Below are 24,521 nucleotides of genomic sequence, written 5' to 3'. Positions count from 1 at the left end.
CAAAATATGATAAGGGAAAATGGAAAAACTATTATATTTTTTATGCGGTTGAAAATCCCTTAAATTTGAAGAGGATACAAAACAATGGCTTGATACGCTTGACAAAGTATATACTAAAGCTACTAAAAATTTTAAAAAGGACATGTCAAAACATTTCTATCCAAATGGTCCAGTTATAGCTTATGGTTATACTATTGATGGTGTTCTTCAGGTGACAATTAAAAAAGGACAAAAAATAGATACAGCCAAAGAAAATGAAATTTATAATTTATTTTCAAATTATGGACAAGAACTTAATGTAACGAATATACCGCTAACAATTGTATATGGAGATTTTCCTGTACCAACTATTGGTCGTTTTGGCTATTGGCGCCCCTTAATTGGAGGCATACAAATAATTTCAGACGGTAATAACGGTCCCGCAACGTCAACTCTTGGTTTCGCTGCAAACCAGTAGCGGAACTAAAGGTTTTGTTATTGCTGGGCATGCTGTCGGAGGTATTGGAAGTGATGTATATCAACCTACCTCAGCTTATTATGTAGGAAGTGTAGCTGATTGTTCCGAATATAAGGCAGATGCCGCATGGGTTCCGTCCACTAATGTTAATGCAGTGATATATGATTATGATACTGACGTTACAAAAACTGTGAAATCGTATGGAGATCCTAGTGTAGGCCAGTATGTTTATAAATCTGGCATAGTAACAGGAAGAACAGCTAATGCAATCACTCAGAAAACTAGTGTTTACAATAGTGGTCTTGGAAAAACTTTAGATGACCAATATATTGTAGGATACAGATGCGACTATGGAGATAGTGGTTCATCTGTATATGTTTTCGTTACTGGCGGCGTTAAGATTGTGTGAATTCACTGGGGAGGTGTAGATGGAACGTATACACCAGGTTATGGTTTCTCGTCTTCAATATTTTCTCCAGTATCTGGAGTACACAATGATTTAAGTGTATACCCTCTCACAGCATAAGTGAATAGTTGGAAAAATTTATTTAGTACAGTTCGCCTTTGAAAGAGATGTAGTATGACAAAAAAATGAATTCATAGAATTTACATCATTCAAAGTTGGGCTATACTAACTATCTCTTTTTTTGTTGATAAGATCTTGTTATATTTCAATAAATATGGAAGGTGTAATCTAAAATGAGTTTAAAGATATTAAATATCGCACTAAGTATCATATTGGTGAATATTCTATGGAATTGTGCTTTAGGATCTTGTTCTCAAAATGGAGATGATACTACGAATAATATAACACTTACCTTTGGCCCAGAAACTCTTATTGAATTAAAAAGTCAGCCTAATTTTATCGCGGCTTATGGAAGTATACCTTCTTTTGCAACTTCGGAAGAGAGAATGAAGTGGCTTGATAAACTTAACAATGTGTATCAAGAAACTATCTCTGAAATGTTTAAATATATGTATCCAAATGGTCCAGTTACAGCCTATGGTTATACCATTGATGGTGTCCTTCAGGTAGGGGTTAATAAGACAATTGAAAAGCCATTTATGGATGAAATATATAAGATCTTTGATTTAAAAGCAAGTCTTATAGGAATTAAGGAAGTCCCCGTGGTGTTTGTGTATCAAGGTCTGGCTATGCCGGTGGATAAAGTTACTCCAGTTAATAAAACAACGAACATGTTGATATATGGAGAAAAAAGCGCGGGAGAGCTTAATGGTTCGACTAAGGATGATTCAAAAGCCGTTAATGGAAACATTTCAAGTATAAACAATTCAAGTGGAAATAAATCTGATAAAATTAACTCAACTCCAGGTCTTGGACTGTTGGGAGGATTGATCTGCCTGTACGGTGGATGGAGACTAAGAAAAAATTAATTTAATAACTATGAGTGAGATATGAATAGTCAAAGTTATAAAATGCTATATATCCCATTAGGATGCCTTCTTTTTGTTTGAGTTAGTCCCGTATACGGTCAAGGGATTTTGAAGCTTGTGGTTCGTATTTTTCGAATTCAAGCTTTGAAGTTTTCTCGTTTCCGGCCAGCTCGCGGACAATGCCGGAAAAGGTGCCAATTGCGCCTGTTTTTCGGATGGCAGGGTTTTTCCTGGCTTTCTTTATAAGGGCTTCCAGGGTGTACCGGTCAGGTCGTGCAAGGGCTATTCCTACAAGAGAAGCTGTAAGTTTCTTCGTGCATATCGATGTCTGCCGGCAGCATTTAAATCCTGTTTTTACTTCAGGTAGTAAGGTGCCGATTTTTACTCTTTTTAAATTTGACATTCTTACTGTTTAATTAAGGATTCTTTACTTCACCGTGATATAGCTTGATATCTTTTTTGTGTTACTGCCTGCTGCATTTTTCACAGTTAAACTAACAGTGTACTTTCCTGCTTTATTATATTTATGTACAGGATTTTTGGCTGTTGAAGTACCCACCAGAATTCCTGTGATATATTGGGGTCGCCTTCACCATCTATCATTAGAAAACTCATTTCAGGAACATCTACAATTGATACTTCTTTTGCAGATGGATTGTATAATTCTTTATTCTCTTTTTTTAAATCTATTCCAGGCATTTTAAATCATTCCTGATTTTTAACTGCGTTAGGCTCAAGTCAATAAAAGGATACGATTATTATTGGTCTTTCTTAGTAATCAGTTGATATATCTGGAGGTTTGTAAAGACTCACGATTTAATGTTTCCCTATACTAACACCAGGCAAGTGAGAGAATCATCCAGGTTAGATATTCAGGCATCCTGGATAATCAGAAAGAGAATAAAGAGAAATTTATGCTAAGAAGAGTATTAAGAATTTACTTGTAAACTTATTTTGTAAATGCGATAGTAGAAAGTAATAGAAAAAATATTTTATACGACTTTATGAACTTCTGATTAATACTCAAATGTACATAGTTTCTCTCAAATACGATTATTTAGAAAACTTTAAGCCTCGAAAACACATATTTTTAATTGCTATTTGAGATACTGTCCCTAGAAAATCAGGATTTAAGGGTATCCTGGGCTTAACTCAGGAAGATATGTCTGCATTTTTGTTAATATTATTATTGTTGTGATCATCAATCTTAAAGTCAAGTGTGACGAGGTGAATTGCCCCACTTATCGTACAAAGGAGTTAGAACCATGCGTGACACGAAACTGATGCGAGTACTTGCAGAATATCTTGCGAAATGCGCAGAAATTCATGCAAGAAACGAATCGATACCACCGGAGAGCCTGGAAAAATTTATGATTGATATCGTAAGCTGCCTGGAGGTTGGGGGAATCGGCGATGTCGGAAAAGAGCTGGTCCCACTCAAAAAAGCACGTACAACTATCAGGCTTGCAAGGCGCGAGTTTGAATGGCAGTGTGATAACATAGACAACCCTGAAGATTGGGAAACCTGCCTTCGGAATGCAGTCTCAGAAAATGTATAATCTTTTAAAATTTTCCGGTAACCCATGGAATCGCTGGTAATTTTTCAGGCGTTATCCCCCGAAAACGAGAATTTAAGTATTTTTATTTTTCCGGGAATTTGCACAGCTTAAACTCTGGAGGTGAGTTTCGCAGACATATGTGCGTTTAAAACTGTACAATTAAATAGGCGTCAAAGTAAAGGTTAAAATAATGAGTTAAGAACGGGAACTGTATACTGAAATTTGAGACTGGGATCAAAAACCTAAATTAAAGACGATTTATCAAAAGCATAAATAAAGGCTGTTTATTAAAAGCATAAATTAAAGGCGATTTATTAAACCTAAATTAAAACGATGTTTAGTACTGGTTAATTATGAAAAGACGGGAATAATCTAATAATACAAGACTAAAACAAACTAGTAGCAAAAAATTATAATGTTTGATTATGGGAGTCATTTCCTGTGACTTAATAATCAAAAGGAAGGCTCTCAAATCCGATCAAACAAAGTAAGTTTGTGCATTTTTCAGATTTAGCCAAAGACTCCCACTAATTTCTATCCTTTATCTTCTCACTGGTTTTTTCGCTTAAGATGCTTGTTTGCTTCTGGAGACTCTCATACTTATGCCTTTCATACTTATACAACTGAACTGGGAAACAGTAATAAAAGCCTTCAAGTTTCAGTCATAACTGTTCAATCATTATATCTATTATAGGCCTGCCAGCGTTTTATTTTTTTCTTTTCAGGTGCCACAGTCCCTTTAGATTCTTGGTATTCCTTTCCAAAATCCAGGTACATAGCGAGGCTTGTAACTAAATTTCTCACTTCTCTTAGGTGCTTCTTTTATTCCTTCCCAGGAGCCAGGCACATAACGAGGTCTATAGCTATCCTTCTTTGCATTTCCTTTCCAGAGTCCGGGAATGTAACGCTGTTTGTACCTGATTTTACTTATTTTCGGAGTCTTTGTTATACTTTTCCATGAGCCGGGAACATAACGCGCCTTATAATCATCTTTTTTTATTTCCCTGGTATTTGCAGTTTCTTTCCAGAGTCCGGGAATGTAACGTTGTTTGTACCTGATTTTCTCAAGCTTTGGGTTCTCTTTTGCCGCTTTCCAGAATCCGGGTATGTATTTTTGCTTATAGTCGGGCTTCCCTACCCTTGATGTCTCTACAGTCCCCTTCCAGAATCCTGGCACATAACGCTGCTGATGCCTGATTTGTTCAATTTTTGGATTCTTTTTTATCCCTTTCCAGGAACCAGGAACGTAACAGCATCTGGAGCTAGACTTCTCACTTGTCCTGTAAGTCTCCTTGACTTCGGTTTTTACCCTCCTGGTTGTTTTGCCAGCTTCTTCTTTTAGTTCATATCTATTATACATATCCATACCTCCATGTTTAATTTATTCTGTTTAACTGCGAAATTAGCGCATAAAACATTAAACTCGCTAAATAATAGACTTCCTACATATAAATAAATATTTAACAGTGGCGTAATGAGGGTTTTAATTTCTTTGTACAAAATATCAGACATTTTACATGATTCAACTCTGACTCAACCGCAGCTTGGGATGGCATTTCAATCATTTCAGTTTATAAAGCCGCAATCTACAAAAAATCAATATGTGTTATGGGACAGCAATGATTTAGGTCGCTTGTTCAAAATACAAATGGAGCTAATATAAAAATAGAAAAAGATGTCAAATATCCTAATTCTGTAGTAGTGTTGATAAAAATAGAAAAAATAAGGTTTAGCAGTCTTAACTCCTGGATTGAAATTCTGAGTAAAATTTTCTCAAGTTTTTATAAACAGTTTTTCTCTTGTTTTTCAGGTAGCTGGTCAGCAACTAATATCACAGGTCAGGTAATTCTGCCTGTAAATATGGTCGCTTTTTTTCAGTTTTTTATTATAATATTTCTAAAATAAGAAATATCAGGATAAGTCGTTATCTCCTCTAAGTTCGTTTGCTCTCTTTTCTGCTTCTTCTTTTGTCCGGAATATTTCACTGGTACATGCACATTTTCTCGTGTTATGGTCACAGTGGTAAATAATATACAGAATGTCAGCCAGGCTATCAGTGGGCACATAACTTAACTCGTTTAACCCTCGGCCTATCCGGGTATAGTTTCGTTCGTCGATCTCAAGTTCTCCTGCATCTTTCATAGGATCATATTCAAAATATATCTCGCTGTCAAGTGCTGCCTGCCATTCTTCTACAAAATAATCAGGCTGGTTCTCAATGTAATCTTTCTCGCAGTCCGAAATGCCAGAACTTTTTACATATTCAAACATGCTTTCATATATATCTACAGGTTTCACTTTCCCGTAATACAGGATATTTATGTTTCTCATTTTCGTTTCATCTCCGTGCCAAATTCTGTAACTCTTTATATGTGTTAAAGTATTAAAGGAAAAAGCTAAAAAACGGATTTACTTTTCAGTTTAAAAAACATTTTAATGAGATGTATGTAAAAGAAAATCCTATCGCCTGCATAACCCTTGCAAAGCCCTGACTGCTCAGGATAATAGCGCTGCAATGGGAGGTTTATTTCCTTTACAGGAAACTTCGATCTTCATTAAGCCTCAAAAGTTTCATTCAGGCTTTTTATAAATGAAACAGGCCTCTTGTTTTTGGAACTATCTCAAGAATAAACCTATATACTCAAGAATAAAACCGTCTACTCAAGAATAAAATTATATATTCAAGAACAAAACTGTCTACTCAAGAATGAAATTGTCTAAGTTTTTACTTAGAATGAATAACGATAAACAAGGTATGCAATGGCCATCAATGTAATAATAGAACATAGAACGAAAATTGTGCGTGGATTCTGGTTGTATACTGTTTCTCCTTTCAGGCTTTTTTGGTTGAAGCAAATGGTTTATTATTGAAGATATTAAAGGACCTGTTAACTTCTCTTTCTTCCTGTACCTGACCATGAGCGCGAAATTAATTGATGTTATAATGAAGGACAGATAAAAGTTTCAATATCTCCTACTGATATGTACCTTAAACTATTCAGGGTTCCAACTATCAAAAAAGATGCAAAGTATACTGCAACTGAGCGCCATAGTTCCTATTCCACAATTGAATCTCGGTTCATGCTTCAACTTCCATCCTTTTCAGTAACTATTCCTCTCAATATACTTCCCTGGATATTTCTATATGTTATTGTTTCCGTTGTATTACCTTATTCTTAACACCTTTTTAATTTATTTTATCGTTGCATTATGAGTCTCTATACGGCAATTTACTTTTAAACGTTATTTAATGCCGGTAGCTGAGATATTTCTAAATGTAAATTGAAAATATAGACTGAAAAGAGACTACGAACGAGAAAATAAAAATAGAGAATGAAAAGAGACACTGCGAAAGTAAAGTAGAAAAAATAAGATAAAAATGTAATATGAAATGAGTAGGAGAAATAAAAAGTAAATCCGATTAAATGAGAGGAAACAACTGTACTTCTAAACTCAATTCCAAAGCCCTTTACTTTGAATCAATCTCGACTGAAGTCTAATGATTTTTAGCACACTCTGGGAATCGGGTCTCCTGCAGGTACATCTACAAAACGCATACCGCCGAAACGGTTTCTCAGGACTACTTCATTCTTATCCGGAGTAACTTCTCCTATAACAGCTGCGTCCCTACCGTAAGGGTGCTGCCTCAGGATTGAAAGCACTTCTTCTTCAAAGCCGGCTTTGACTCCCATAACTGCTTTTCCTTCGTTTGCAACCTCAAGGGGGTCCAGGCCCAGCATCTCACAGGCTGCGGAAACGGCTGGTTTGAAAGGAATCCAGTCTTCTTCAATAAGAATGCCTGCTCCGGATTTTGATGCCATCTCGTTCAGGGCATTTGCAAGCCCTCCTCTGGTCGGGTCTTTCATTGCCGTGATTACGGGTTCACCTTCCGGAGTTCTGAGTTTCAGGAGAGGTTCTATGAGTTTCCAGAGTGGAGCTGAATCCGAGGCAAGGTCGGTATCAAAGTCAAAACCTTCCCTATGAGCCATAAGCGAGATTCCATGGTCGCCGATAGTTCCTGTAACCAGGATTTTGTCTCCAGGTTGAAGTCCTGAGTCTCTTACAGGGCTATCCGTAATTCCAAGGCCTGCAGTATTCAGGATAATCGAGTCTAGCGCAGTTTTCTCCACGGTTTTAGTATCGCCTGTTATTATGGGTACGCCAACCTCTGCAGCCGTTTCGTCCATTGTTTTAATTATTTCCTCAAACTCCTTGAGTGGAAAACCTTCAGGGACTATGACTGCACAGGTAAGGGCAAGGGGCTTTGCTCCCATAACAGTAAGGTCATTTACAGTTCCTGCAACTGCAAGTCTTCCTATATTAGTATTCGGGAAAAAGGCAGGTGTAATCACATGACTATCAGTAGTCAGTACGAGTTCGCATCCCTTATTGAAGTCTTCAAGTTTGACCGTGGATCCATCATCAAGACATTCGAGTCCTATCGAGCCTGCACTTTTATTACGAAAGTTTTTAAGAATTATTTCTCCTATAAGTGCCTGCATTACTTCTCCGCCTGCACCGTGCTCAAGAGAAATGGTATTGGATTTCATATAAGTCTCCTTTTTTCCGCCTTTTAAACCCGCTGGATCTTCTCAATCCACTTAAAATCTTCTTAATCCGATTTTCGAGTTAGTTCTCTTTAACCTGGTTTCTACTTTAGTTCTCTTTAACCTGGTTTCTACTTTAGTTCTCTTTAACCTGATTTTTTAACTTTATCCTTATTAACCTGATTTTTTAACTTTATCCTTATTAACCTGGTTTCTACCTTAACTCCTTTAACTTTGCCTTATCTATTCTGAGATTTTTTAACTCCAAGCTCGATGAAGCTAATCCAGGTTTCCAGGCTTTCCCAGTCATGCTTTGAAGTCAGGATAACCGGCACGTTCGGGTTTAAGGAAAGAATATCGTCTCGCATTTTTTCGGCATCTACATCAACAGCATGTGCAATGTCAACTTTATTTATTACTGCAAGATTTGAGGTCTTGAATATCATGGGGTGTTTGAGGATAATGTCGTCTCCTTCGGTCACGCTCACAATTACAACCCTCAAGTGTTCTCCCAGTTTAAAGTCCACAGGGCAAATCAGGTTACCTACGTTCTCAATTAGCAGGAGATCCGTGTTATTAAGGTCAATTTCATCCAGGGCTTTTTCCACCAGTTTTGCATCCAGGTGGCACTCTTTCCCGGTATTTACAGGAATAGTAGGGACATCGAGTTTCCTGAAACGTGAGGAATCCATCTCAGCGATTACATCCCCTGCGATCACAGCTATTTTATACTTATCCTTAAGTTGCCGAATAACCTCTTCAATCAGAGTGGTCTTTCCTGATCCGATTGCACCCATAACATTTACCGAAAAGACCTGATACTTGTCAAGTTTCTTTTTATTTTTTTCAGCAACTTTGTCATTTGCTTTGTAGACATCGTGTCCCATATCGATTACGTGCATCAACATAAACATCACTTGGAAAATTTTATTTCTTGTTTTTACCTTTTTGCGTTTTAATTCTGGTCTTCAGTTTCGATCTCGATGCTTTTAATTATCAGCTCTCTGCCACCTGTAATTTGGGCAGGTTTTCCGCAGATTGGGCATTCCATAACTGCCGCATAAGCCAGAAGTTCGCTTTTGAATTCACAGTTTTCTCGTATCTTTTCTTCGTCTACTGTTCCCGTGTATCCACATTCGCATTCAAGCGAGGGTGGTATCATTTCTACAATAAAGTCCGCATTTTCGGCAATGCTTTCCTCGGAAAGGACTTTAAAACAAAAACTAAGTTGTTCCGGGTTAGTATGAGACAGTCTTCCCATCTGAAGGGTTACGTGCTTAACTTCCGTGGCTCCGTGCTCTTTGGCAGTAGCCATTACCTGCTCGAAAATTTCACATGCAATGGACAGTTCATGCAACCCTGTTACCTCCTTCTCTTGAGTATCTGAACCAGTTATAACACATGCCTTCCTGACTTACCATACAGGGACCTGCAGGGCTTTTCGGGGTACAGTCTTTCCCGAAATTCGGGCATTGGGAAGGTTTTGCTTTCCCTGTAAGGATAGCTGCGCAGATACAGCGCTTTTTGTCTTTTCTCCCTGTTTTCTTTCGGACATCCTCAAGGGCAGAAGCATACAGGTCTTCGTACTTTTTTGCGGCGTCTTTTTCCTCAAATTCTTTCCTGAGCACAAGTCCCGAGTTCTTTATTTTTCCTATGCCTCGCCACTCAGAGTCCGAAGTCTCAAATATTTCCTTCATTATTTTAAGGGCAATCTGGTTTCCTTCAGGTTTTACAGCTCTCGGGTAGCCGTTATCCACTCTCGAGATTCCTTTTTCTGCCTGCATTTGTAACAGGTTGATTCCAAGGAGGATGTCTCCCGGTTCAAACCCGCTTACGACAACAGGAAAGCCTTTTTCTGCAAGAGATTCAAAAGATTTCGTGCCTATTATGGTTGCCACGTGTCCAGGAGCTATAAAGGCATCAACATCTGCATCCCTGGCAAGGAATTCAACTGCAGGAGGAGTTTGTTTCTGTGAGGTAAGGAGGCTGAAGTTTTCAGGGGTCTTTCTTAAAAGAGCGGCCGCATTTGCGGGAACCGTGGTCTCAAAACCTATTCCAAAAAAGACTACTTCAAGTTCTGGTTTTTTTTCCGCAAGGGCAATTGCATCATCAATACTATAGACCATTTTTACATTTGCCCCTTCGGACTTTGCATCCAGCAAACTTTCGGCCGAGCCAGGAACCCGCATCATGTCTCCAAAAGTGACAACGGTTGCTCCACTTTTCGCAAGGGCGATAGCAATATTAACGTCTTCTTCAGGAGTCACACAAACAGGGCATCCGGGACCGCTTATTACCTCAATATTTTTCGGAAGGACACTCCTTAACCCATATTTTGCTATCGTTCGCTCGTGAGTCCCGCATACATGCATTATGCGAAGTGGTTTATCCGAGCCTCTAATTCTTTCCAGGAGCTTTCTTTCAAGTTCAGGAGCCGCTAGCTTTGAAGGTGAATTCCCGTTTTCCATTTTTCATCAGCGTCCGCTTTCAGATAGATTCGCTTTCTGGGGTATCTATCTCTTCAAGTCCCGCAATCTGTCTGAGAAGGTGCATTGTTTCTTCACTTTCTTCTTTCGAGATTTCGGATATTGCATATCCAACATGGACAAGAAAGTGTTTCCCTATCTGGGATTCGTCAGCTCCTCCCATAAGGTCCATATTCACATCTCTGCAGATTCCGCCCATGTCAATCGTTGCAGTATTCTCATTTACAATGGATATTACTTTTCCAGGAATAGCTATACACATGTTTCCTCAAACTCTTTTGTTTTAAAATCCTATTAGTTTATATTATTCATTTTTCATGAGGGAAATTCCTGTATTAAGAGTTTTGCAAAACTCATATTAAGGGTTTTACAAAAATTATTTTACAAAAGATATATATTTGCAAGGTATATATATTTACAGGTCCCAACTTATTAAAAAAATCCTCCAGTTTTATTTCCTTAACTGGTTAAACAGTTTTTATCCCCTTAATTATTTTTATTTCTCTACTGCTGCTTTTAAATGTTCATTTTTTCTTTTGCAACTTGCCGCAGATAGGAAAATGGAGATATCGTAAACAAGAGCTTAATTCCATATTTTAAATAAATCTATTGTCGAAAATTATTTTTTAAAACTCTATGGTTCTATTTTATATTCTTTTTGTTTTTTCATTTCACTTGCATAATTTAAAAATGTTCTTTATTCTGGTTTTGGATTTGCTGTAGAAATGTTTTAGAGAGGGTTCCAAAATCGTTTTATTTGAGATGGAATACTCCAGATTCTGAAAAATATGGATAATTGAAAGTGGATAGCATTTTTCTGCAACTTCACATGATAAGATAAGGTTTAATAAGATAAGGTTTTTTAGCACTTTTTTTCCATTTTAAGTTTCCATTAAATGTGCTTTTCAGAACACTGAAGATCATAGTTTTAATGGAGAAAACCCAGGATTAAAAACTCTTCAGTTTTTAGTAAGATCAGTATTCTCCTGGATCTCTTAGAGTTAAAACAGGATTAGCTACGGCAATATAGTTCTTTCTTATGAATTTTAATTCTGCTTGAAAAGCCCAATCTACAAAAATATCCCTTCGAAATAAGTGATTCTTTCTTTGCTTTTCAAAACTTTTCTGCATTTTATCTTATTTTTATGCGTTTTATCATAATACAGATAAGTTTTTAAATATGAACTACTACTTCATCAGTAACTTTTAACTTTTGAAATTTAATTAATTCTTTTGATACTCTTTTCTCTCTTAAAAGGCCGTAATCTTACATATATGTACTATAACCCACAATAATGTACATTGAATTATGTTGCTTATATTGAAAACCTATTATATTTATCAATGAATCATTTACCTTCAATGCAGCCAATTAATATATTTGTCGGAGCGTGTAAAAAACCTTATATACTATTCCCTCATTGAAAAACATTAGTGGTAAATTTATGTATGCATTTATATAATTACTGTGGACAATTATTTCAAAATTTTCTTTCGGATGTATAATTTGGGTAAAATCAAGATGTGGTAGAGATGAGTACTGGAATAAAAAACCTTGTCCGTACACTGGACAGTGTGGACTTCTTAAAAATGGATCGACGCACTTTCATGAAAGCACTGGGTGCAATGGGCGCAGCTACATTCCTGGGCACCTACAAGTCTGATCTTGTAAGTGCGCTTGAATTTGCGGAGACCAAGCTTGTCTGGCTTCACGGCTCTGAATGCACTGGCTGCTCCGAATCGGTCTTAAATGCAGGCAATCCTGACCTTGTACAGGCACTACAAAAGCTCAATGTCAATCTCGCTTTCCATGAGACTCTTTGTGCACAGCAGGGTATCTGGAACGATGGTAAGCTTGTAAACACCTCCGAGCTTAACTCTGAGATTCTCCTTGAAGACCTTTACAAAGAAGGTAAATACTTCCTGGTCGTTGAGGGCTCAATTCCAAACGGTCCGGATGGTTCCGGACGCTATCTGGTTATTGGAAATAAGACTTTCAAGGAAACCCTTGGAGAGGCTGCAAAGAATGCAATTGCTGTCATTGCAGTCGGAGCCTGTGCCTGCTGGGGAGGAATCACTTCTGCAGATAGCGAGGTTGCCAAGGATACTGACTACAGAGGAGTAGCTTTCGCAAAAGCAGATTCTAAGGGAGGCATGCTTAAGGAACTCGGCATCGATAAGCCTGTAATTAACATTCCTGGTTGCCCTGCTCATCCTGATTGGGTCCTTTTGACCCTGGGAGCGGTAATCCTTGGAAAGATTAAGCTTGAAGATATTCCATCAATTGTGGACGATTACGGCAGGCCAATGGTTTTCTTCCCCCCTGACCACACAGTGCACGAAAACTGCCCACGCCGCGGATACTATGACCGTGGAGAATTCGATACGGAAGTTGGTGGAGAAAAGTGCCTGTGGAAATTAGGCTGTAAAGCTCCCTATTCTCACGCAGACTGTGCAATTCGCAAATGGAACGGTTCAGTAAGCATGTGTACTCAGGCAGGCGGCCCCTGTATTGCCTGTGTTGAGCCAGGTTTCCCTGATACCTCAAGGCCCCTATATGTTGAACGTGAAGATGTAGGAGTTGCCGGAACAAATATCGACACAGTAGCCAAAGTTGCGGTCGGAGCAGCTGCAGTTGCTGCAGGCGTACATGCTGTTAGGAGAATGGGAAAAGGAGAGTGAGTGAAAAATGGTAAACGTTACAGTTGATCCCTTAACCAGAATTGAAGGCCACCAGCGTATATCCACCGAAGTAGGCGCTGACGGTACTATTACCGATGCCCAGTCATCTTCCCTTATATTCAGAGGTTTTGAACGCATCCTCCAAAATCAGGATCCAAGAGACGCAGCTTTTCTTACTCAGAGAATTTGCGGCGTCTGCCCTCTTTCTCATGGATTGGCATCCACAAACGCTCTTGACAATCTTTATGGCGTGGCCGAAAGCGTTCCAAAAGACGCTCTGATGATGAGGAACATTTTCCAGGGCCTGAATATGGTTGCAAGCCATGCAACTCATATATATGTCCTCTTTGGTCCTGACCTTGCAAATCCAGCGTACAAGAAGGTACTTACAACACTGGGAGACACCGGAAACGCAGTCTGGAAAGAAATGGTTGGAAGGTTTGCCCCAATCAGCTACAAGATGGATGGTGTGGCTGTACCTGCGGGAAGTTCTTATCTTGCAGCAATTCCTGAAAAGAAACGCCTTCAGGAGATGATTGCACTTATTGCCGGTAGAATGCCAGGTCCTTCATCTCTTTATCCAGGTGGATATACCTATCCGGCTACTGTTGCAGATGTTACCAAACTTGCCTCTTACTATTTACAGGTCATGGACTTCGTATCTAAACATACCCTGAAAGTTGATTTCAATACCTGGATCGATAATACTTATAAGGCAAGCTCTCCTCAAAAAGCAGTAAGCTTTGTTACCGAACACCTGACTGACCTTGTTAACAAATCAACGAGTTCAAATGACTTCTCCAAAGATGCAGGTTGGGGAGATGTAGAGTTCTATGCAGCTTTTGGCTCCAAGTATATCGCAGAAACACTTGGCCTTCCAGCAAGTCTTGGACATGATACAATCGGCGGGTACAAGGACCCCTCAAAGATCTGCTTCGTTGCATATGGTGGATACTACAAGTACAAGGACGGATACGACCCGAAAAGCCCAGCAGGAGACCGTATTTTCACATCAGGCGTGGTATCAGGAAAGCTCGAATATCAGAAATTTGATCCGGAAAAGATTACTGAGAGCACTGCCCACTCCTTCTACCAGAACAGTGTCAACGACCTTGAACCGGCAAAAGGTGAAACCGTTCCGCTTACTGATCCAAGTAAAATCGTCTACACAGGAGGTTCGAACAGCCAGTACAGCTGGGACAAGGCTCCTAGATACGACGGAATTGCAGGTGAAGTCGGGCCTCTTGCACGCATGCTAAATATCAAAGAGCCGCTCGTAACCGGTCTTGCTCAGGCTTTCAATGAGAAAGGTTATTCTGCAGCTAACGTTTACACCAGGATGCTGGCTCGTATGCAGGAAACTGTAATTCTCGCATATGAACTTCTCAACTGGGTAACAGTTGATTACAACCCCAACGGCAAGATTTCCGTGCCTATAGACCTTAATGCAGCTAAAAATAATTCGGGAATGGGCCTATGGGAAGCACCTCGTGGAGCTCTTGGTCACTGGGTCTCTGCTGGCAGCGATGGAAAGGTTACCAACTACCAGTGTATAGTTCCGGGTAGCTGGTTAATGTCCCCAAGAGACAGCAAAGGCATTCCTGGTCCTCTCGAACAGTCTCTCATTGGTTCAAAAATCAACCCAGTAGGAGATGTCGATTATACCAATCCGGTTGGCATCTTCCATATGGGCAGGTCCTATGATCCTTGCATTTCATGTGCAGTACACACCATTGACCTGACTGGGAAAAACGCTCCAAATACTCTAAGAATACTCTAAATACAGTACAAGGAGATGACCCACAATGAAATCCAAAGACAACCGGTCAATGGTTGTTGAGCGCTATACCGTAACTGACAGGATAGCTCATACTGTTCACGCTGTTGCAATGTTAGTGCTCATCATCACCGGATTAAAGATCTATACGGGATGGGACTTTATGAGTTTCCATACCGCCCGTGGGCTTCATATGATAGCGGTCCCGTTCCTGCTTGCAGTGAACTGGATCCTTATCCCTTACAATATTTTCTCTGAAGGCCATGGGTTTATGGGAAAGATCTCACACTTTACGGACCATTATATTTTCGGTCCTAAGGATGCAGCTCGCTTTGGCAGTATAATTGGTAACTTCTTCAGGAAAGGCAGATATCCTGCATTCAGTATCTATGATGAGACTACTGGCCACTATAAGACCAAACTTCATCCCTTGATGAAGATCCTGATTGTGCTTGAAGGTACAGCTATCTTCTTCATTGCATTATCAGGTATTGTGCTTTACAAGCTCGACTGGTCGCTTTTCGGCCTTCCTATAGCCTCATGGATCCTGACTGTAACAGGTTTTATTTCACCTCTATTCAACCTGTCTGCCCTGCAGTTCCTCAGGTTACTTCACCTGCTGCTGACCTACTGGTTTGTTTTTGAACTGGTAGTGCATGTCGGTATCCTGGAGTTCGATCCTCATGTCTGGAAATACTACAAATCTATCTTCCTGACAGGAAAAGAGGATCTCGCAGATACTCATTACTCAGAGGTTATCCCAAAGTACCTTCCTACAGAGGAAAGGCCTTGAATTTCTTAAAGAAAATATTAATTTTAGGGTAACAGGCATATTGAAAGCCTGTATACCTTTTTAACTCCTTTTTGAGTGAAAATATGTCTATACTAAATGCTCCTATACGCATCCTTGGCTGCGGAAGCCCGTTAATGGGAAACGATGGTGTTGGCATCAAGGTAATTGAAGTTCTTCACAAAACCGAACTTAAAGACCTCAAAGATGTCGATATTGAAGACGCAGGGGTCTGTGGGCTTGATCTTCTAAACCTTCTCGATGGTGCCAGGAAAGTTATTATAGTTGATGCAATTCTGGCTAACAGTCCTCCGGGTTCGGTACACCGTATAGAAGGAAAAGACTTACTGGATGGTGTTGAATTTCATCCTCTTGTTTCAGTACATGACCTGACAATTACAGATGTATTGAAAATAGGAGAGCAGGTCCAAGAGCTTCCGGAAATTGTAGTCATTGGGATTGAAATCGGATCGATTGTTACTGAAGCTACGCAGGAAATCAGTCCAGATGTTCTTAAAGGTGTGGACAAAGCCATAAAGCTCATTAAGGAAGAGGTTTTTTCCTCACTTTAATTTCATTTGCATAAGTTATTTTAATCTGGTTTTTAATCTGGGTTTTTATTATTCTTTCTGATTTGTGTTTTACCTTTTTTATTAACTTTTTGGCCTTTTTAATTTCTATTTTTTTTAAATTACTGCTTTGACCTTTTTAGTTTCTATTTCTTTTTTAAATTACTGCTTTAACCTTTTTAGTTTCTATTTTGTTCCTTTGAGTTTACTGGTTAAAAGCCTATCTTAAGATCTTGCCAAGTAAAAAATATTCAAAGCCTGCTGTCAAGGACTCTGGAAAAGAAGAAGTTATTTTCTGTGTTTCAGGGCAGCTTTACAGGTGGTCTTCATGTATAAAAATTTTACAATCGACGGTCAGGAACCTAAAAATCCGATTCCTTACCACGATATGTTTTTAAATTTGAATATTATCCAGTGTTTAGGATCTTTTAGTTATGATTGATGATTGATACAGCATTCTTTCTTAGTTCGAATCCGGTTAACTATAATGAAGCTTCTTTTAATACGGCTCTTTTTCTTTTTTAAAATCTGTTTAATTCAATGGAGCTCATTTCGCTTACTGGTTACTCGGATTCTTCCGGTACCCAGTTGCTATAGAGTTTCCACTCGATTAAAGAGTCTTCAATGTCAGTCTCGATGTAAAATCGCCATATAAAGGGTTCTTCTACTCCATAGAATTCAAAATTTACAGGGGTATCAGGTAAAATTACGGATTCTTTTATTTCCCCAGTGTTTGTCTTTATCGTGACATTTGACTCTCTGGTATTCAGGGTACTTACCTCAAGACGGATCGATTTTCCAGCTTCAGCTTCAAAAGAAGAGTTACTTCCAATCAAGGTTCCTGCTGTATGGAATTTGCGTCCCTTACTGTCAACTGTTTTAGGTAGTCTGGTCAAAGGTGGAGTTATTGGCCTGGTCACATGAGCCGGGGTTTGTTCAGGTGGAACGGTCTGTGTAGTAAGGATTGGAGGTTCCGCTATCGGTGTAGTCGGAGGTTGAGGTATTTTAACTACAGGTGCCTCTACTCTCGGAGCCTTAGGGGCCGATACTGGTTGAACTTCAGGTGCCCTTACCGGCCCCACAGGAGATGCCCTTGGTGATCTAACTGGAGACTCCGGAAATAACGGACTTGGGACCTCCGATACTTGCGGCTCAGTTACCGGTGAAACCGAAGGTTTTTGAGTACCCGTAAAGAATTCTTCATCGAGACTTCCTATAGTAACTGACCCTACAATACCATCAACCTTCAATCCCCGTGCTTCCTGGTAGCTTCTGACTGCCAGTTCGGTTTCCCCACTGAAAATGCCATTGGCTCCAACCTCAGGTACAGGAAAACCAAGAACTATCAGAGCCTGTTGAATTTTCCTTACTGCAGAACCACTATCCCCTCTCTGGAGAACTCTTTCTTTATCATTGCAGCCCTCCAGAACTTCATCGCCTGCAAATCTCGATGACCTTAAGTCGTGACCATCCCCAATAGTCATATTCTATCCCCCTATTTTGCTGCAAATCTCTTTCCTTAAACATGCAGCCTTATTACTAAATGTTACTAACTGTAAAATTTCAATAAATAGAATAATGATATTAAAATATATAAGTTTTTAGAAAATCTATGTTTATTTTAAGTGTATATGAATTATTTAAATAAATTAAAAAGTATTGGCAGTATTACGAATCTGCTGTAAATTCTAAGCTAATTTTTTGCATTGTGTGGGATTTTGTTCTTTCGATATGGAACTTTCTATCTTAAAATTTTTGATATTTATAATTTACATAAAAATTGACACACAGCTAACCTATCATTAGTAAAAACAAAAGTAAAAAGCAAGTGAAAGAATAGATTGTGAGACAAATCACACTATTTCGTTTGAATATGAAAGCTCAGGAGTTCCTATATATTAACTATTCCTTATTAACCATTCGATATAATTTCAACCATTATATATTAAAGTTTCTCTCTGATTTATATAATATCATCTGTATATTTATTCTACGGATATCTGTTTTAGGGAAACTTATGGGTGGTATGTCAGTGGTAGAAAAACCGAAAATACAAGACTCGAAAGCAAACATGCTGCTTCCTGAAAAGCATCGACTGGTAGCGGGAATCTTTGCTAGCAAGGAAGCTGCCGACGCTGCTATGAAAAAGATTAAGGATCTTCGTCCGCGACTTCAGAAGGTGAATGCAAGCAACATCCTGGTTCTTGCCAAGGACAATAAAGGCAAAGTCGAGATCAACATCATCGATATCGGTTCAACTTCTGGAACAAACAGCATCTTTCTGGTTGAGCGTGTTGCAGCGGATGTGAACACCATTTCCGGTAAGCCGGTGGGTATTCCAACTGAGTCAAATGTGCAGGCGACCCATCTGGGTTACGCTTTAAACCCAGGCACAGTGGCTATTGGCCTGTTCGTGGATCTGCAGTATGCTGGCAAGATCGAAGACAGCATCAGGGAAATAGGTGCCCAGGTTCTTACATCCGACGATCTCAAGCGCATAGGTGCAGGTTTGGGTGCAGCCGAAGGTACAAACGATCTGGCAGTCAAGGCTGCTGCAGTCCCTCAATCAGCATTGCAGGCTGCACCTTCTGTCTTCGACTGGCAGGCGGAATACGCATATTCGCTGGGCTTGCAGGCATTTATCTATGGTTTCCCGTATGTTTACAATGCTTTCACGCGCTATAAATGGACGAATATTCCTCAGGACCCAAAAAGAATTCCTTATGCGCCAGTTAACTATTTCTGGCACGCTTCTGAGCTCATAGACGCCACATACCGCGACGGTGGCTGCCCTAATAATGACACGTTGTACTCAGTTGCCTGGGTAGATCTTGGTAAAGAGCCAGTGATTCTTACCGTACCCGAGATATCAGAAGAACGTTACTGGGCGTTTGAACTAGTCACTTTCACTTCGGACAATTTTGCCTATGTAGGTCGGCGTGTTGGTTCAAGAGTAGGAAATTATGCTCTCATTGGTCCTGGCTGGTATGGTAATTTACCGGAGGATGTAACTGCCGTGACACCTTCTTCCCCTACGCCATGGATATTAATTCTTGGCCGCACCCTGGTGGACGGCGTCGATGATCTGCCAGCTGTGCACGCTCTGCAGGCACAGTACAAGTTGACACCATTAAATTTCTGGGGTAAACCCGATGTCCAGCTTCCCGAAAGCCGGGAAGTCTATAAACCTGCTATTGCACTTGCTGGCACAGAGGATCCGCTAGGAGCATGGAAAACCCTTAATTCCATGCTGCTTGAGAATCCTCCGGCAGCTCATCATGAAGTGCTGCTCAAGCAGTTCGCAACTATAGGTATCGGGTCAGGCCTGGATGTGGAGCAGCAACCAGAAGTCGTGAAGAATGCGCTAAAACGCGTGCTTAGTATCGGCATACCGTTGCTTAGACAACAGTTTATGAGTGGGGTCTGGGCAAAATTCGTCAATGGTTGGCGTTACCCTCCTATCAATATAGGTCGCTTTGGGGACGAGTTTCTATTGCGTGCTGCGGACCAATCCCTGGTCGGAATCACTGCCAATGACCCTGTAGAGGCAGTTTACCTTGTCAACCTTACGGATAATTCAGGTGAGCCACTGACAGGTATCCACAAGTACGAGGTAACATTTCCCAAAGGGTATGAGCCACCTGTAGATGCATTCTGGTCAATGACAGTCTACGGTACCGATTATAATTTTATCCCTAACCATATCAACCGTTATTCTATAGGGGACCGTACCCGGGGCGTAAAAAAGAATGCAGATGGCGGGACAACTTTCTATTTACAGAATGAGTCTCCTGGTCCAGAAAAAGAATCAAACTGGTTGCCAACTGGTAGTGAAGCGTGGTTTACCATTTTGCGTATGTACATCCCACACCCTGCAGTGATCAATGCAGAATGGAAATGCCCACCTATTACAAAAGTAGACTGAAACGGACAAAACACTATGAGATTAGAGTTTGGTTCATCTTCCACTTTCCAAAGTAAAGGCTTTTTATTTGTTGGCTTATCAGGTACTTATCAGGTTCCTGCGTTACATAGTAAGTTCCTTAAGAAGCGGGTTATTGTTGATGCTATAGTCTTTAATATATTGGATTCCATTTTTTATATATCTTTATATAAAATTAGGCTCTTCGTCATTTCCTATGGATAAGATGATTTTCAATTCAAGACCGCATTGGTTTTTATGAGAATATTATGAGAATATCCACACAAAACAACGAAGAGCCTAAAATTATTTGTGACATGGGGGAAGTAGAACGGATAATGACGACTTACTTGAAAAGTTTAAGAATCTCGACTTCGCGAAAATGGATCGACGGACCTTTATAAAGGCTGTCGGAGTATTAGGGGCTTCACTATTTTTACAAACATATAAAAACGATATAGCAAAAGCTCTTGAGCTTTCTGAAACTAAAGTTGTATGGCTTCACGGAGTAATGGATAGTGGCTGTACCATATCAATGCTGGACGGAGGATCTCCTGATATCATAGAATTCCTTCAGGAGTATAATCTCAAACTTCTCTATCATGAAGTTTTAATGATGCAGCAGGGAATTTTCGTAGATGGAAAGCTCGCAAATACAAGTGATCTTAATTCTGAGATCGTGCTGGATGATATCTTAGGAAAGGAAAAAGGTTATGTCCTAGTCTCCGAAGGAGCAATTTCGAACGGACCTCAAGGTTCCGGGAAATATCTCATGCTGGGAGGAAGGACTTATAAGGAGATTTACGCGAAAGCTGCTAAAAACGCTTTAGCAATTGTTGCAATCGGGAATTGTGCTACTAATGGTGGGGTGAACTCTGCTAAGAGTGATATAGTTGAACTTATGGACCCCCGTGGGGTTTCTTTTACTATGGAAGATGCTTCAAAAGGGATTTTAGATCTTCTTGGCATCGAAAAGCCTGTAATTAATCTGACTGGTTGTCCTACTCATCCAGACTGGGTTTTTTTGACAATAGGTGCAGTTATTTTGGGAAAGATAAAGATACCTGATGATTTGCCTTATGTACTGGATCACTGGAAACGTCCAAAAGTTTTCTTCCCTCCTGATCATGTTATCCATGACAACTGTTCTCGTCGCGGGTACTATGACCGTGGAGAATTTGAGCTGACAGTAGGTGGACCTAAGTGCCTCTGGAAACTGGGGTGCAAAGGGCCTTATACCCACGCAGATTGTGCTACTCGCAACTGGAACGGTCATCTCAATTACTGTCCTCAGGCAGGCTCTCCCTGTATTGGCTGCGTTCAGCCGGGTTTCCCGGATAGTACCAGGCCTTTTTTCGTGGAAATTGAGAAAACAGGAATTCTAGGTACGAATATCACTACTATAGCAGGCGTAGCAATAGGAGCCGCTCTACTTGCTGCAGGGGCTCATGCTGTCAGGAGAACTGCCATGAAAAGACCTGAGGATGAGGAAGGCTTTGCCGAAGAAAGCACTCCAGAGGAAACCGAAGAAGAAACAGGAGGTGAAAAATAATGGTACAGGTTACTGTTGATCCTCTTACGAGAATTGAAGGACACTATAGAATCAATACCGAAGTCAATGATGAAGGCGTAATCACCGAAGCCCAGAGTAATGGCTTGCAGTTAAGGGGTTTTGAACGTCTCTTACAGCACCAGGATCCCAGGGATGCGTCACTTCTGTCCCAGAGGATCTGTGGAGTTTGCCCGGTTAGCCACGGAATAGCTGCAGCAAATGCCCTGGATGATTTATTTGGGGTTGCAGGTGAGGTTCCAATAACCGGTCTTCTAATGCGAAATGTCCACCAGGCTCTGAATTTCATAGCCAGCCATGCAGCACATGTTTACCTTCTTTGGGGCCCTGATCTTGCAAATCCGGCTTACCATGACATCCTGGCAAAATACGGGGATGTTGGAAACGCAGTATGGAAAGAACTCCAGGGGCGTTTTGCGCCTTTGATTTATCAGGTTAACGGTACCAGTTATCCGGCTGGCTCATCCTATCTAGGCGCTATAGTAGAATTTCGCCGGTTGCACGATGCCATTTCTTTGATAGCTGCTAAGATGCCTCACCCGGTTCTTCAGCATGTTGGGGGAGTTGTTTATTCTCCTACGATTGCTGATATCGAGCAAATTATAAGCTATGTCATGAAGGTTATGGAGTTTGTTAAAGCATCTACTCTTGGAATATCTCCAGATACCTGGATTGAAAATACTTACAGGGCTTCCTCCCCAGAAAAGGCTGTTAATTTCGTCATTGGACACCTGCAAGAACTTCTGAACAAATCCCTTACAAGTAAGGACTTCTCACACTCTGCAGGTTGGGGTGACGTCCCGCTCTTTGCGGCTTTCGGCTCGGAGCTGATAGGAGAAAAACTTCTCGGTCTGCCTATCAGCATGAAAATGGACCGTGGAGGGACTTATAAAGATCCCGATAAAATAGGCTTTCTTTCCTACGGAGTTTTCTTTAAGCCCGAGAACGGAGATGGATATGATCCTACAAGTCCTGCTGATAGCAGAGTTATTTCTTCCGGCTATATGAACGGATATTTTAAGTCTGATAAATTTGACTACAGGAAGATCTTAGAAAGTACTAACCACTCATTTTACATTGATGATATAAACGATCGTCCTCCCTGGAATGGGGTTACAGTTCCGGAAGGGAATCCTGAAAATATTGATTATACAAAAGGATCGAAGAGTCGCTACTCATGGGCAAAAGCCCCTCACTATGATGGGATTCCATGTGAGGTAGGTCCTATTACTCGTATGATAATTATGGAAGAACCCCTTGTCACGGGATTGGTAAAAACTTTTCAGGATAATGGCTACTATCCTGTCAATAATTACACTCGCATGATTGCAAGAATGCAGGAAATTCTTGTAGTATATTCCGAACTTATGAAATGGCTTACACAGGATCTTCAGGCGGGAGGAAAGGTTGCTGTGCACACTGATCTTTCCATGGCAAAGAGTTCCACAGGAATGGGTTTATGGGAAGCTCCAAGAGGGGCGCTGGGGCACTGGGTTGCAACAGGACCGGATTCTATGGTAACTCTTTACCAGGCGGTGGTTCCGAGTACCTGGAACCTTGCTCCCAGGAATTCGCAGGAGATCCCAAGCCCTGTTGAGCAGGCTCTCATAGGCACCAAAATTTCAGCTGCCGAAAATGCACTTGGAGTGGATTATTCAAATCCTCTCGGAATTCTGCATACAGCCCGTTCTTATGATCCCTGCCTTGCATGTGCAGTTCATACAATTGACAAAACCGGAAAACACCCGGATAGCATTATCAAGATAGTTTAAAGGAGGCTGTAATATGGTACGATCAGCTGAAAGACCTGCTTCCGGAAGAATAATTGTTGAGCGTTATACCTGGCTTGAGAGAGGAACTCATCTGGTACATCTTGTTGCCATGTTTATCCTTCTCATTACAGGGTTCAAAATTTATGCTGGATGGCAGTTCATGTCTTTTGACACTGCCAGAACTCTGCACATGATTGCTGTACCTTTTTTTCTGGTTGCAAACTGGCTTCTGGTCCCATACAATCTTTTTTCTTGCAAAGGAGAAAGATGCAGTGTCAGAGACAGGATAGTACATTTCAAAGACTCTTACGTTTTCGGAAAAGCTGATGCGGAACGTCTGATTGATATAATCAAGAACTTTTTTGGAAAAGGTAAGTATCCGGCATTTAGTATCTATGATGAAACTACTGGTCACTACGAGACCAAACTCCATCCTGTAATGAAGATACTGATTGTCCTTGAGAGTATAGCAATTGTCATTATAGCGGTTACAGGAATAGTGCTCTATAGCCTTGACTGGGCTCCTTTCGGAATCCCTGTTTCGTCATGGATACTTTCCGTAACCTGGTATTTTGCGTCCTTTTTCAATTTCAATGCCTTGAGTTTACTCCGATTGTTACATCTATTTGCAGCTTACTGGTTTGTCTTTGAACTGATAGTTCATGTAGGAATTATTGAACTTGATCCTGATGTCTGGAAATATCACAAGGCAATTTTTTGGTCAGGAAAAGAAGATCTTTCAGATCCTCATTATTCCGAGGTTATTACAGCTAAAACAAAGTATTTCCCTACAGAGGAAAAGCCCTGAAAATCTCTTAAAAACTATTGCGTTTAAGATAGTATAGTAATTTTTGAAAAACCTGTAATTTTGTCAAAGTAATTGATGAGGACAAGCAAAAAAGAGTAACATGAGAACACTGAACAGGAGGACACTAAATAGAAGAAAACTGAGTAGAAGAAAACTGAGTAGAAGAAAACTGAGTAGAAGAAAACTG

Annotated in this window: 22 protein-coding genes and 1 pseudogene; 12 read left to right on the top strand and 11 right to left on the bottom strand. The window is 40.3% G+C overall.

The features are described from left to right. The first annotated feature begins 142 nt into the window (after nucleotides 1-142). The 3 genes from ASJ81_RS23430 (at nucleotide 143) to ASJ81_RS18585 (ending at nucleotide 1,852) form a co-directional block, all read left to right on the top strand. On the top strand, nucleotides 143-457 hold the full coding sequence (locus ASJ81_RS23430) for a hypothetical protein (protein ID WP_212556114.1): 315 nt from the start codon (nucleotides 143-145) through the stop codon (nucleotides 455-457). Then, entirely contained in the window at nucleotides 435-866 is a 432-nt protein-coding gene (locus ASJ81_RS23425) for a hypothetical protein (RefSeq protein WP_212556113.1), read from the top strand. Before ASJ81_RS23430 ends, ASJ81_RS23425 begins: the two co-directional genes overlap by 23 nt. A 290-nt stretch (nucleotides 867-1,156) precedes the next feature. Then, a complete protein-coding gene (locus ASJ81_RS18585) occupies nucleotides 1,157-1,852 on the top strand; it encodes a hypothetical protein (protein WP_095645655.1) in 696 nt (231 codons plus the stop codon). An 82-nt stretch (nucleotides 1,853-1,934) separates the two neighbouring features. On the opposite strand, the gene ASJ81_RS18580 is transcribed toward ASJ81_RS18585, so the two are convergent. From ASJ81_RS18580 to ASJ81_RS24805, 3 genes and pseudogenes are all read right to left on the bottom strand, one after another. Then, nucleotides 1,935-2,255 (bottom strand): molybdenum cofactor biosynthesis protein MoaE, encoded by a 321-nt coding sequence (locus ASJ81_RS18580; RefSeq protein WP_245860305.1) that lies wholly within the window; start codon nucleotides 2,253-2,255, stop codon nucleotides 1,935-1,937. 24 nt (nucleotides 2,256-2,279) lie between these two features. Further along, nucleotides 2,280-2,402: pseudogene (locus ASJ81_RS18575) on the bottom strand (PKD domain-containing protein); the annotation flags it as partial. Further along, a complete protein-coding gene (locus tag ASJ81_RS24805) occupies nucleotides 2,342-2,551 on the bottom strand; it encodes a hypothetical protein (RefSeq protein ID WP_394339145.1) in 210 nt (69 codons plus the stop codon). The gene ASJ81_RS24805 and the pseudogene ASJ81_RS18575, both read right to left, overlap by 61 nt. 566 nt (nucleotides 2,552-3,117) lie before the next feature. On the opposite strand from ASJ81_RS24805, the gene ASJ81_RS18570 reads away from it, so the two are divergent. After that, entirely contained in the window at nucleotides 3,118-3,411 is a 294-nt protein-coding gene (locus ASJ81_RS18570) for a hypothetical protein (RefSeq protein WP_095645653.1), read from the top strand. Nucleotides 3,412-4,150: 739 nt separating this feature from the next. Here ASJ81_RS18570 and ASJ81_RS18565 read toward each other — a convergent pair. The 7 genes from ASJ81_RS18565 to ASJ81_RS18530 all read right to left on the bottom strand — a co-directional run bounded on the left by ASJ81_RS18565 (nucleotide 4,151) and on the right by ASJ81_RS18530 (nucleotide 10,706). Then, nucleotides 4,151-4,771 carry a hypothetical protein gene (locus ASJ81_RS18565; RefSeq protein WP_095645652.1) on the bottom strand — a complete coding sequence of 207 codons (621 nt, stop codon included), beginning with the start codon at nucleotides 4,769-4,771 and terminating at the stop codon, nucleotides 4,151-4,153. A 551-nt stretch (nucleotides 4,772-5,322) separates the two neighbouring features. After that, on the bottom strand, nucleotides 5,323-5,742 hold the full coding sequence (locus ASJ81_RS18560; protein WP_095645651.1) for a hypothetical protein: 420 nt from the start codon (nucleotides 5,740-5,742) through the stop codon (nucleotides 5,323-5,325). A gap of 1,175 nt (nucleotides 5,743-6,917) precedes the next feature. Beyond that, entirely contained in the window at nucleotides 6,918-7,961 is a 1,044-nt protein-coding gene (gene hypE / locus ASJ81_RS18550) for a hydrogenase expression/formation protein HypE (protein WP_095645650.1), read from the bottom strand. Between the two features lie 236 nt (nucleotides 7,962-8,197). Next, complete coding sequence (gene hypB, locus ASJ81_RS18545) at nucleotides 8,198-8,860, bottom strand: hydrogenase nickel incorporation protein HypB (protein ID WP_095645656.1); 663 nt, start codon at nucleotides 8,858-8,860, stop codon at nucleotides 8,198-8,200. Nucleotides 8,861-8,913: 53 nt separating this feature from the next. After that, nucleotides 8,914-9,315, bottom strand: a complete 402-nt coding sequence (gene hypA / locus ASJ81_RS18540) for a hydrogenase maturation nickel metallochaperone HypA (RefSeq protein WP_095645649.1) — start codon at nucleotides 9,313-9,315, stop codon at nucleotides 8,914-8,916. Further along, nucleotides 9,308-10,426 carry a hydrogenase formation protein HypD gene (gene hypD / locus ASJ81_RS18535; RefSeq protein WP_095645648.1) on the bottom strand — a complete coding sequence of 373 codons (1,119 nt, stop codon included), beginning with the start codon at nucleotides 10,424-10,426 and terminating at the stop codon, nucleotides 9,308-9,310. The genes hypA and hypD overlap by 8 nt, the downstream gene beginning before the upstream one ends. 19 nt (nucleotides 10,427-10,445) lie before the next feature. Continuing rightward, on the bottom strand, nucleotides 10,446-10,706 hold the full coding sequence (locus tag ASJ81_RS18530) for a HypC/HybG/HupF family hydrogenase formation chaperone (protein ID WP_095645647.1): 261 nt from the start codon (nucleotides 10,704-10,706) through the stop codon (nucleotides 10,446-10,448). 1,262 nt (nucleotides 10,707-11,968) lie between these two features. Here ASJ81_RS18530 and ASJ81_RS18525 point away from each other — a divergent pair. The 4 genes from ASJ81_RS18525 (at nucleotide 11,969) to ASJ81_RS18510 (ending at nucleotide 16,265) form a co-directional block, all read left to right on the top strand. Further along, the gene (locus ASJ81_RS18525) at nucleotides 11,969-13,126 is read left to right on the top strand and encodes a hydrogenase small subunit (RefSeq protein WP_095645646.1); all 1,158 of its coding nucleotides are present in this window, start codon (nucleotides 11,969-11,971) and stop codon (nucleotides 13,124-13,126) included. A 7-nt stretch (nucleotides 13,127-13,133) separates the two neighbouring features. Next, nucleotides 13,134-14,906, top strand: coding sequence for a nickel-dependent hydrogenase large subunit (locus ASJ81_RS18520; protein WP_095645645.1), 1,773 nt, complete (start codon nucleotides 13,134-13,136; stop codon nucleotides 14,904-14,906). 25 nt (nucleotides 14,907-14,931) lie between these two features. After that, the gene (locus tag ASJ81_RS18515) at nucleotides 14,932-15,696 is read left to right on the top strand and encodes a cytochrome B (protein ID WP_095645644.1); all 765 of its coding nucleotides are present in this window, start codon (nucleotides 14,932-14,934) and stop codon (nucleotides 15,694-15,696) included. Between the two features lie 83 nt (nucleotides 15,697-15,779). Continuing rightward, a complete protein-coding gene (locus ASJ81_RS18510; RefSeq protein ID WP_095645643.1) occupies nucleotides 15,780-16,265 on the top strand; it encodes a hydrogenase maturation protease in 486 nt (161 codons plus the stop codon). A 560-nt stretch (nucleotides 16,266-16,825) separates the two neighbouring features. Here ASJ81_RS18510 and ASJ81_RS18505 read toward each other — a convergent pair. Beyond that, the gene (locus tag ASJ81_RS18505; RefSeq protein ID WP_095645642.1) at nucleotides 16,826-17,746 is read right to left on the bottom strand and encodes a peptidoglycan-binding domain-containing protein; all 921 of its coding nucleotides are present in this window, start codon (nucleotides 17,744-17,746) and stop codon (nucleotides 16,826-16,828) included. Nucleotides 17,747-18,105: 359 nt separating this feature from the next. Here ASJ81_RS18505 and ASJ81_RS18500 point away from each other — a divergent pair, with 359 nt between their 5' ends. From ASJ81_RS18500 to ASJ81_RS18485, 4 genes are all read left to right on the top strand, one after another. Next, nucleotides 18,106-20,187, top strand: a complete 2,082-nt coding sequence (locus ASJ81_RS18500; protein ID WP_141241807.1) for a DUF1254 domain-containing protein — start codon at nucleotides 18,106-18,108, stop codon at nucleotides 20,185-20,187. 379 nt (nucleotides 20,188-20,566) lie between these two features. Beyond that, complete coding sequence (locus tag ASJ81_RS18495; RefSeq protein ID WP_095645640.1) at nucleotides 20,567-21,736, top strand: hydrogenase small subunit; 1,170 nt, start codon at nucleotides 20,567-20,569, stop codon at nucleotides 21,734-21,736. Next, nucleotides 21,736-23,526 carry a nickel-dependent hydrogenase large subunit gene (locus tag ASJ81_RS18490; RefSeq protein WP_095645639.1) on the top strand — a complete coding sequence of 597 codons (1,791 nt, stop codon included), beginning with the start codon at nucleotides 21,736-21,738 and terminating at the stop codon, nucleotides 23,524-23,526. The genes ASJ81_RS18495 and ASJ81_RS18490 overlap by 1 nt, the downstream gene beginning before the upstream one ends. Nucleotides 23,527-23,539: 13 nt before the next feature. After that, nucleotides 23,540-24,334, top strand: a complete 795-nt coding sequence (locus ASJ81_RS18485) for a cytochrome B (protein WP_095645638.1) — start codon at nucleotides 23,540-23,542, stop codon at nucleotides 24,332-24,334. Nucleotides 24,335-24,521 lie beyond the last annotated feature (187 nt).

The organism is Methanosarcina spelaei (assembly GCF_002287235.1).
Lineage (GTDB): Archaea > Halobacteriota > Methanosarcinia > Methanosarcinales > Methanosarcinaceae > Methanosarcina > Methanosarcina spelaei.
The sequence above is the reverse complement of the archived record's forward strand: the minus strand, read 5'-3'. Positions and strand labels throughout refer to the sequence as shown.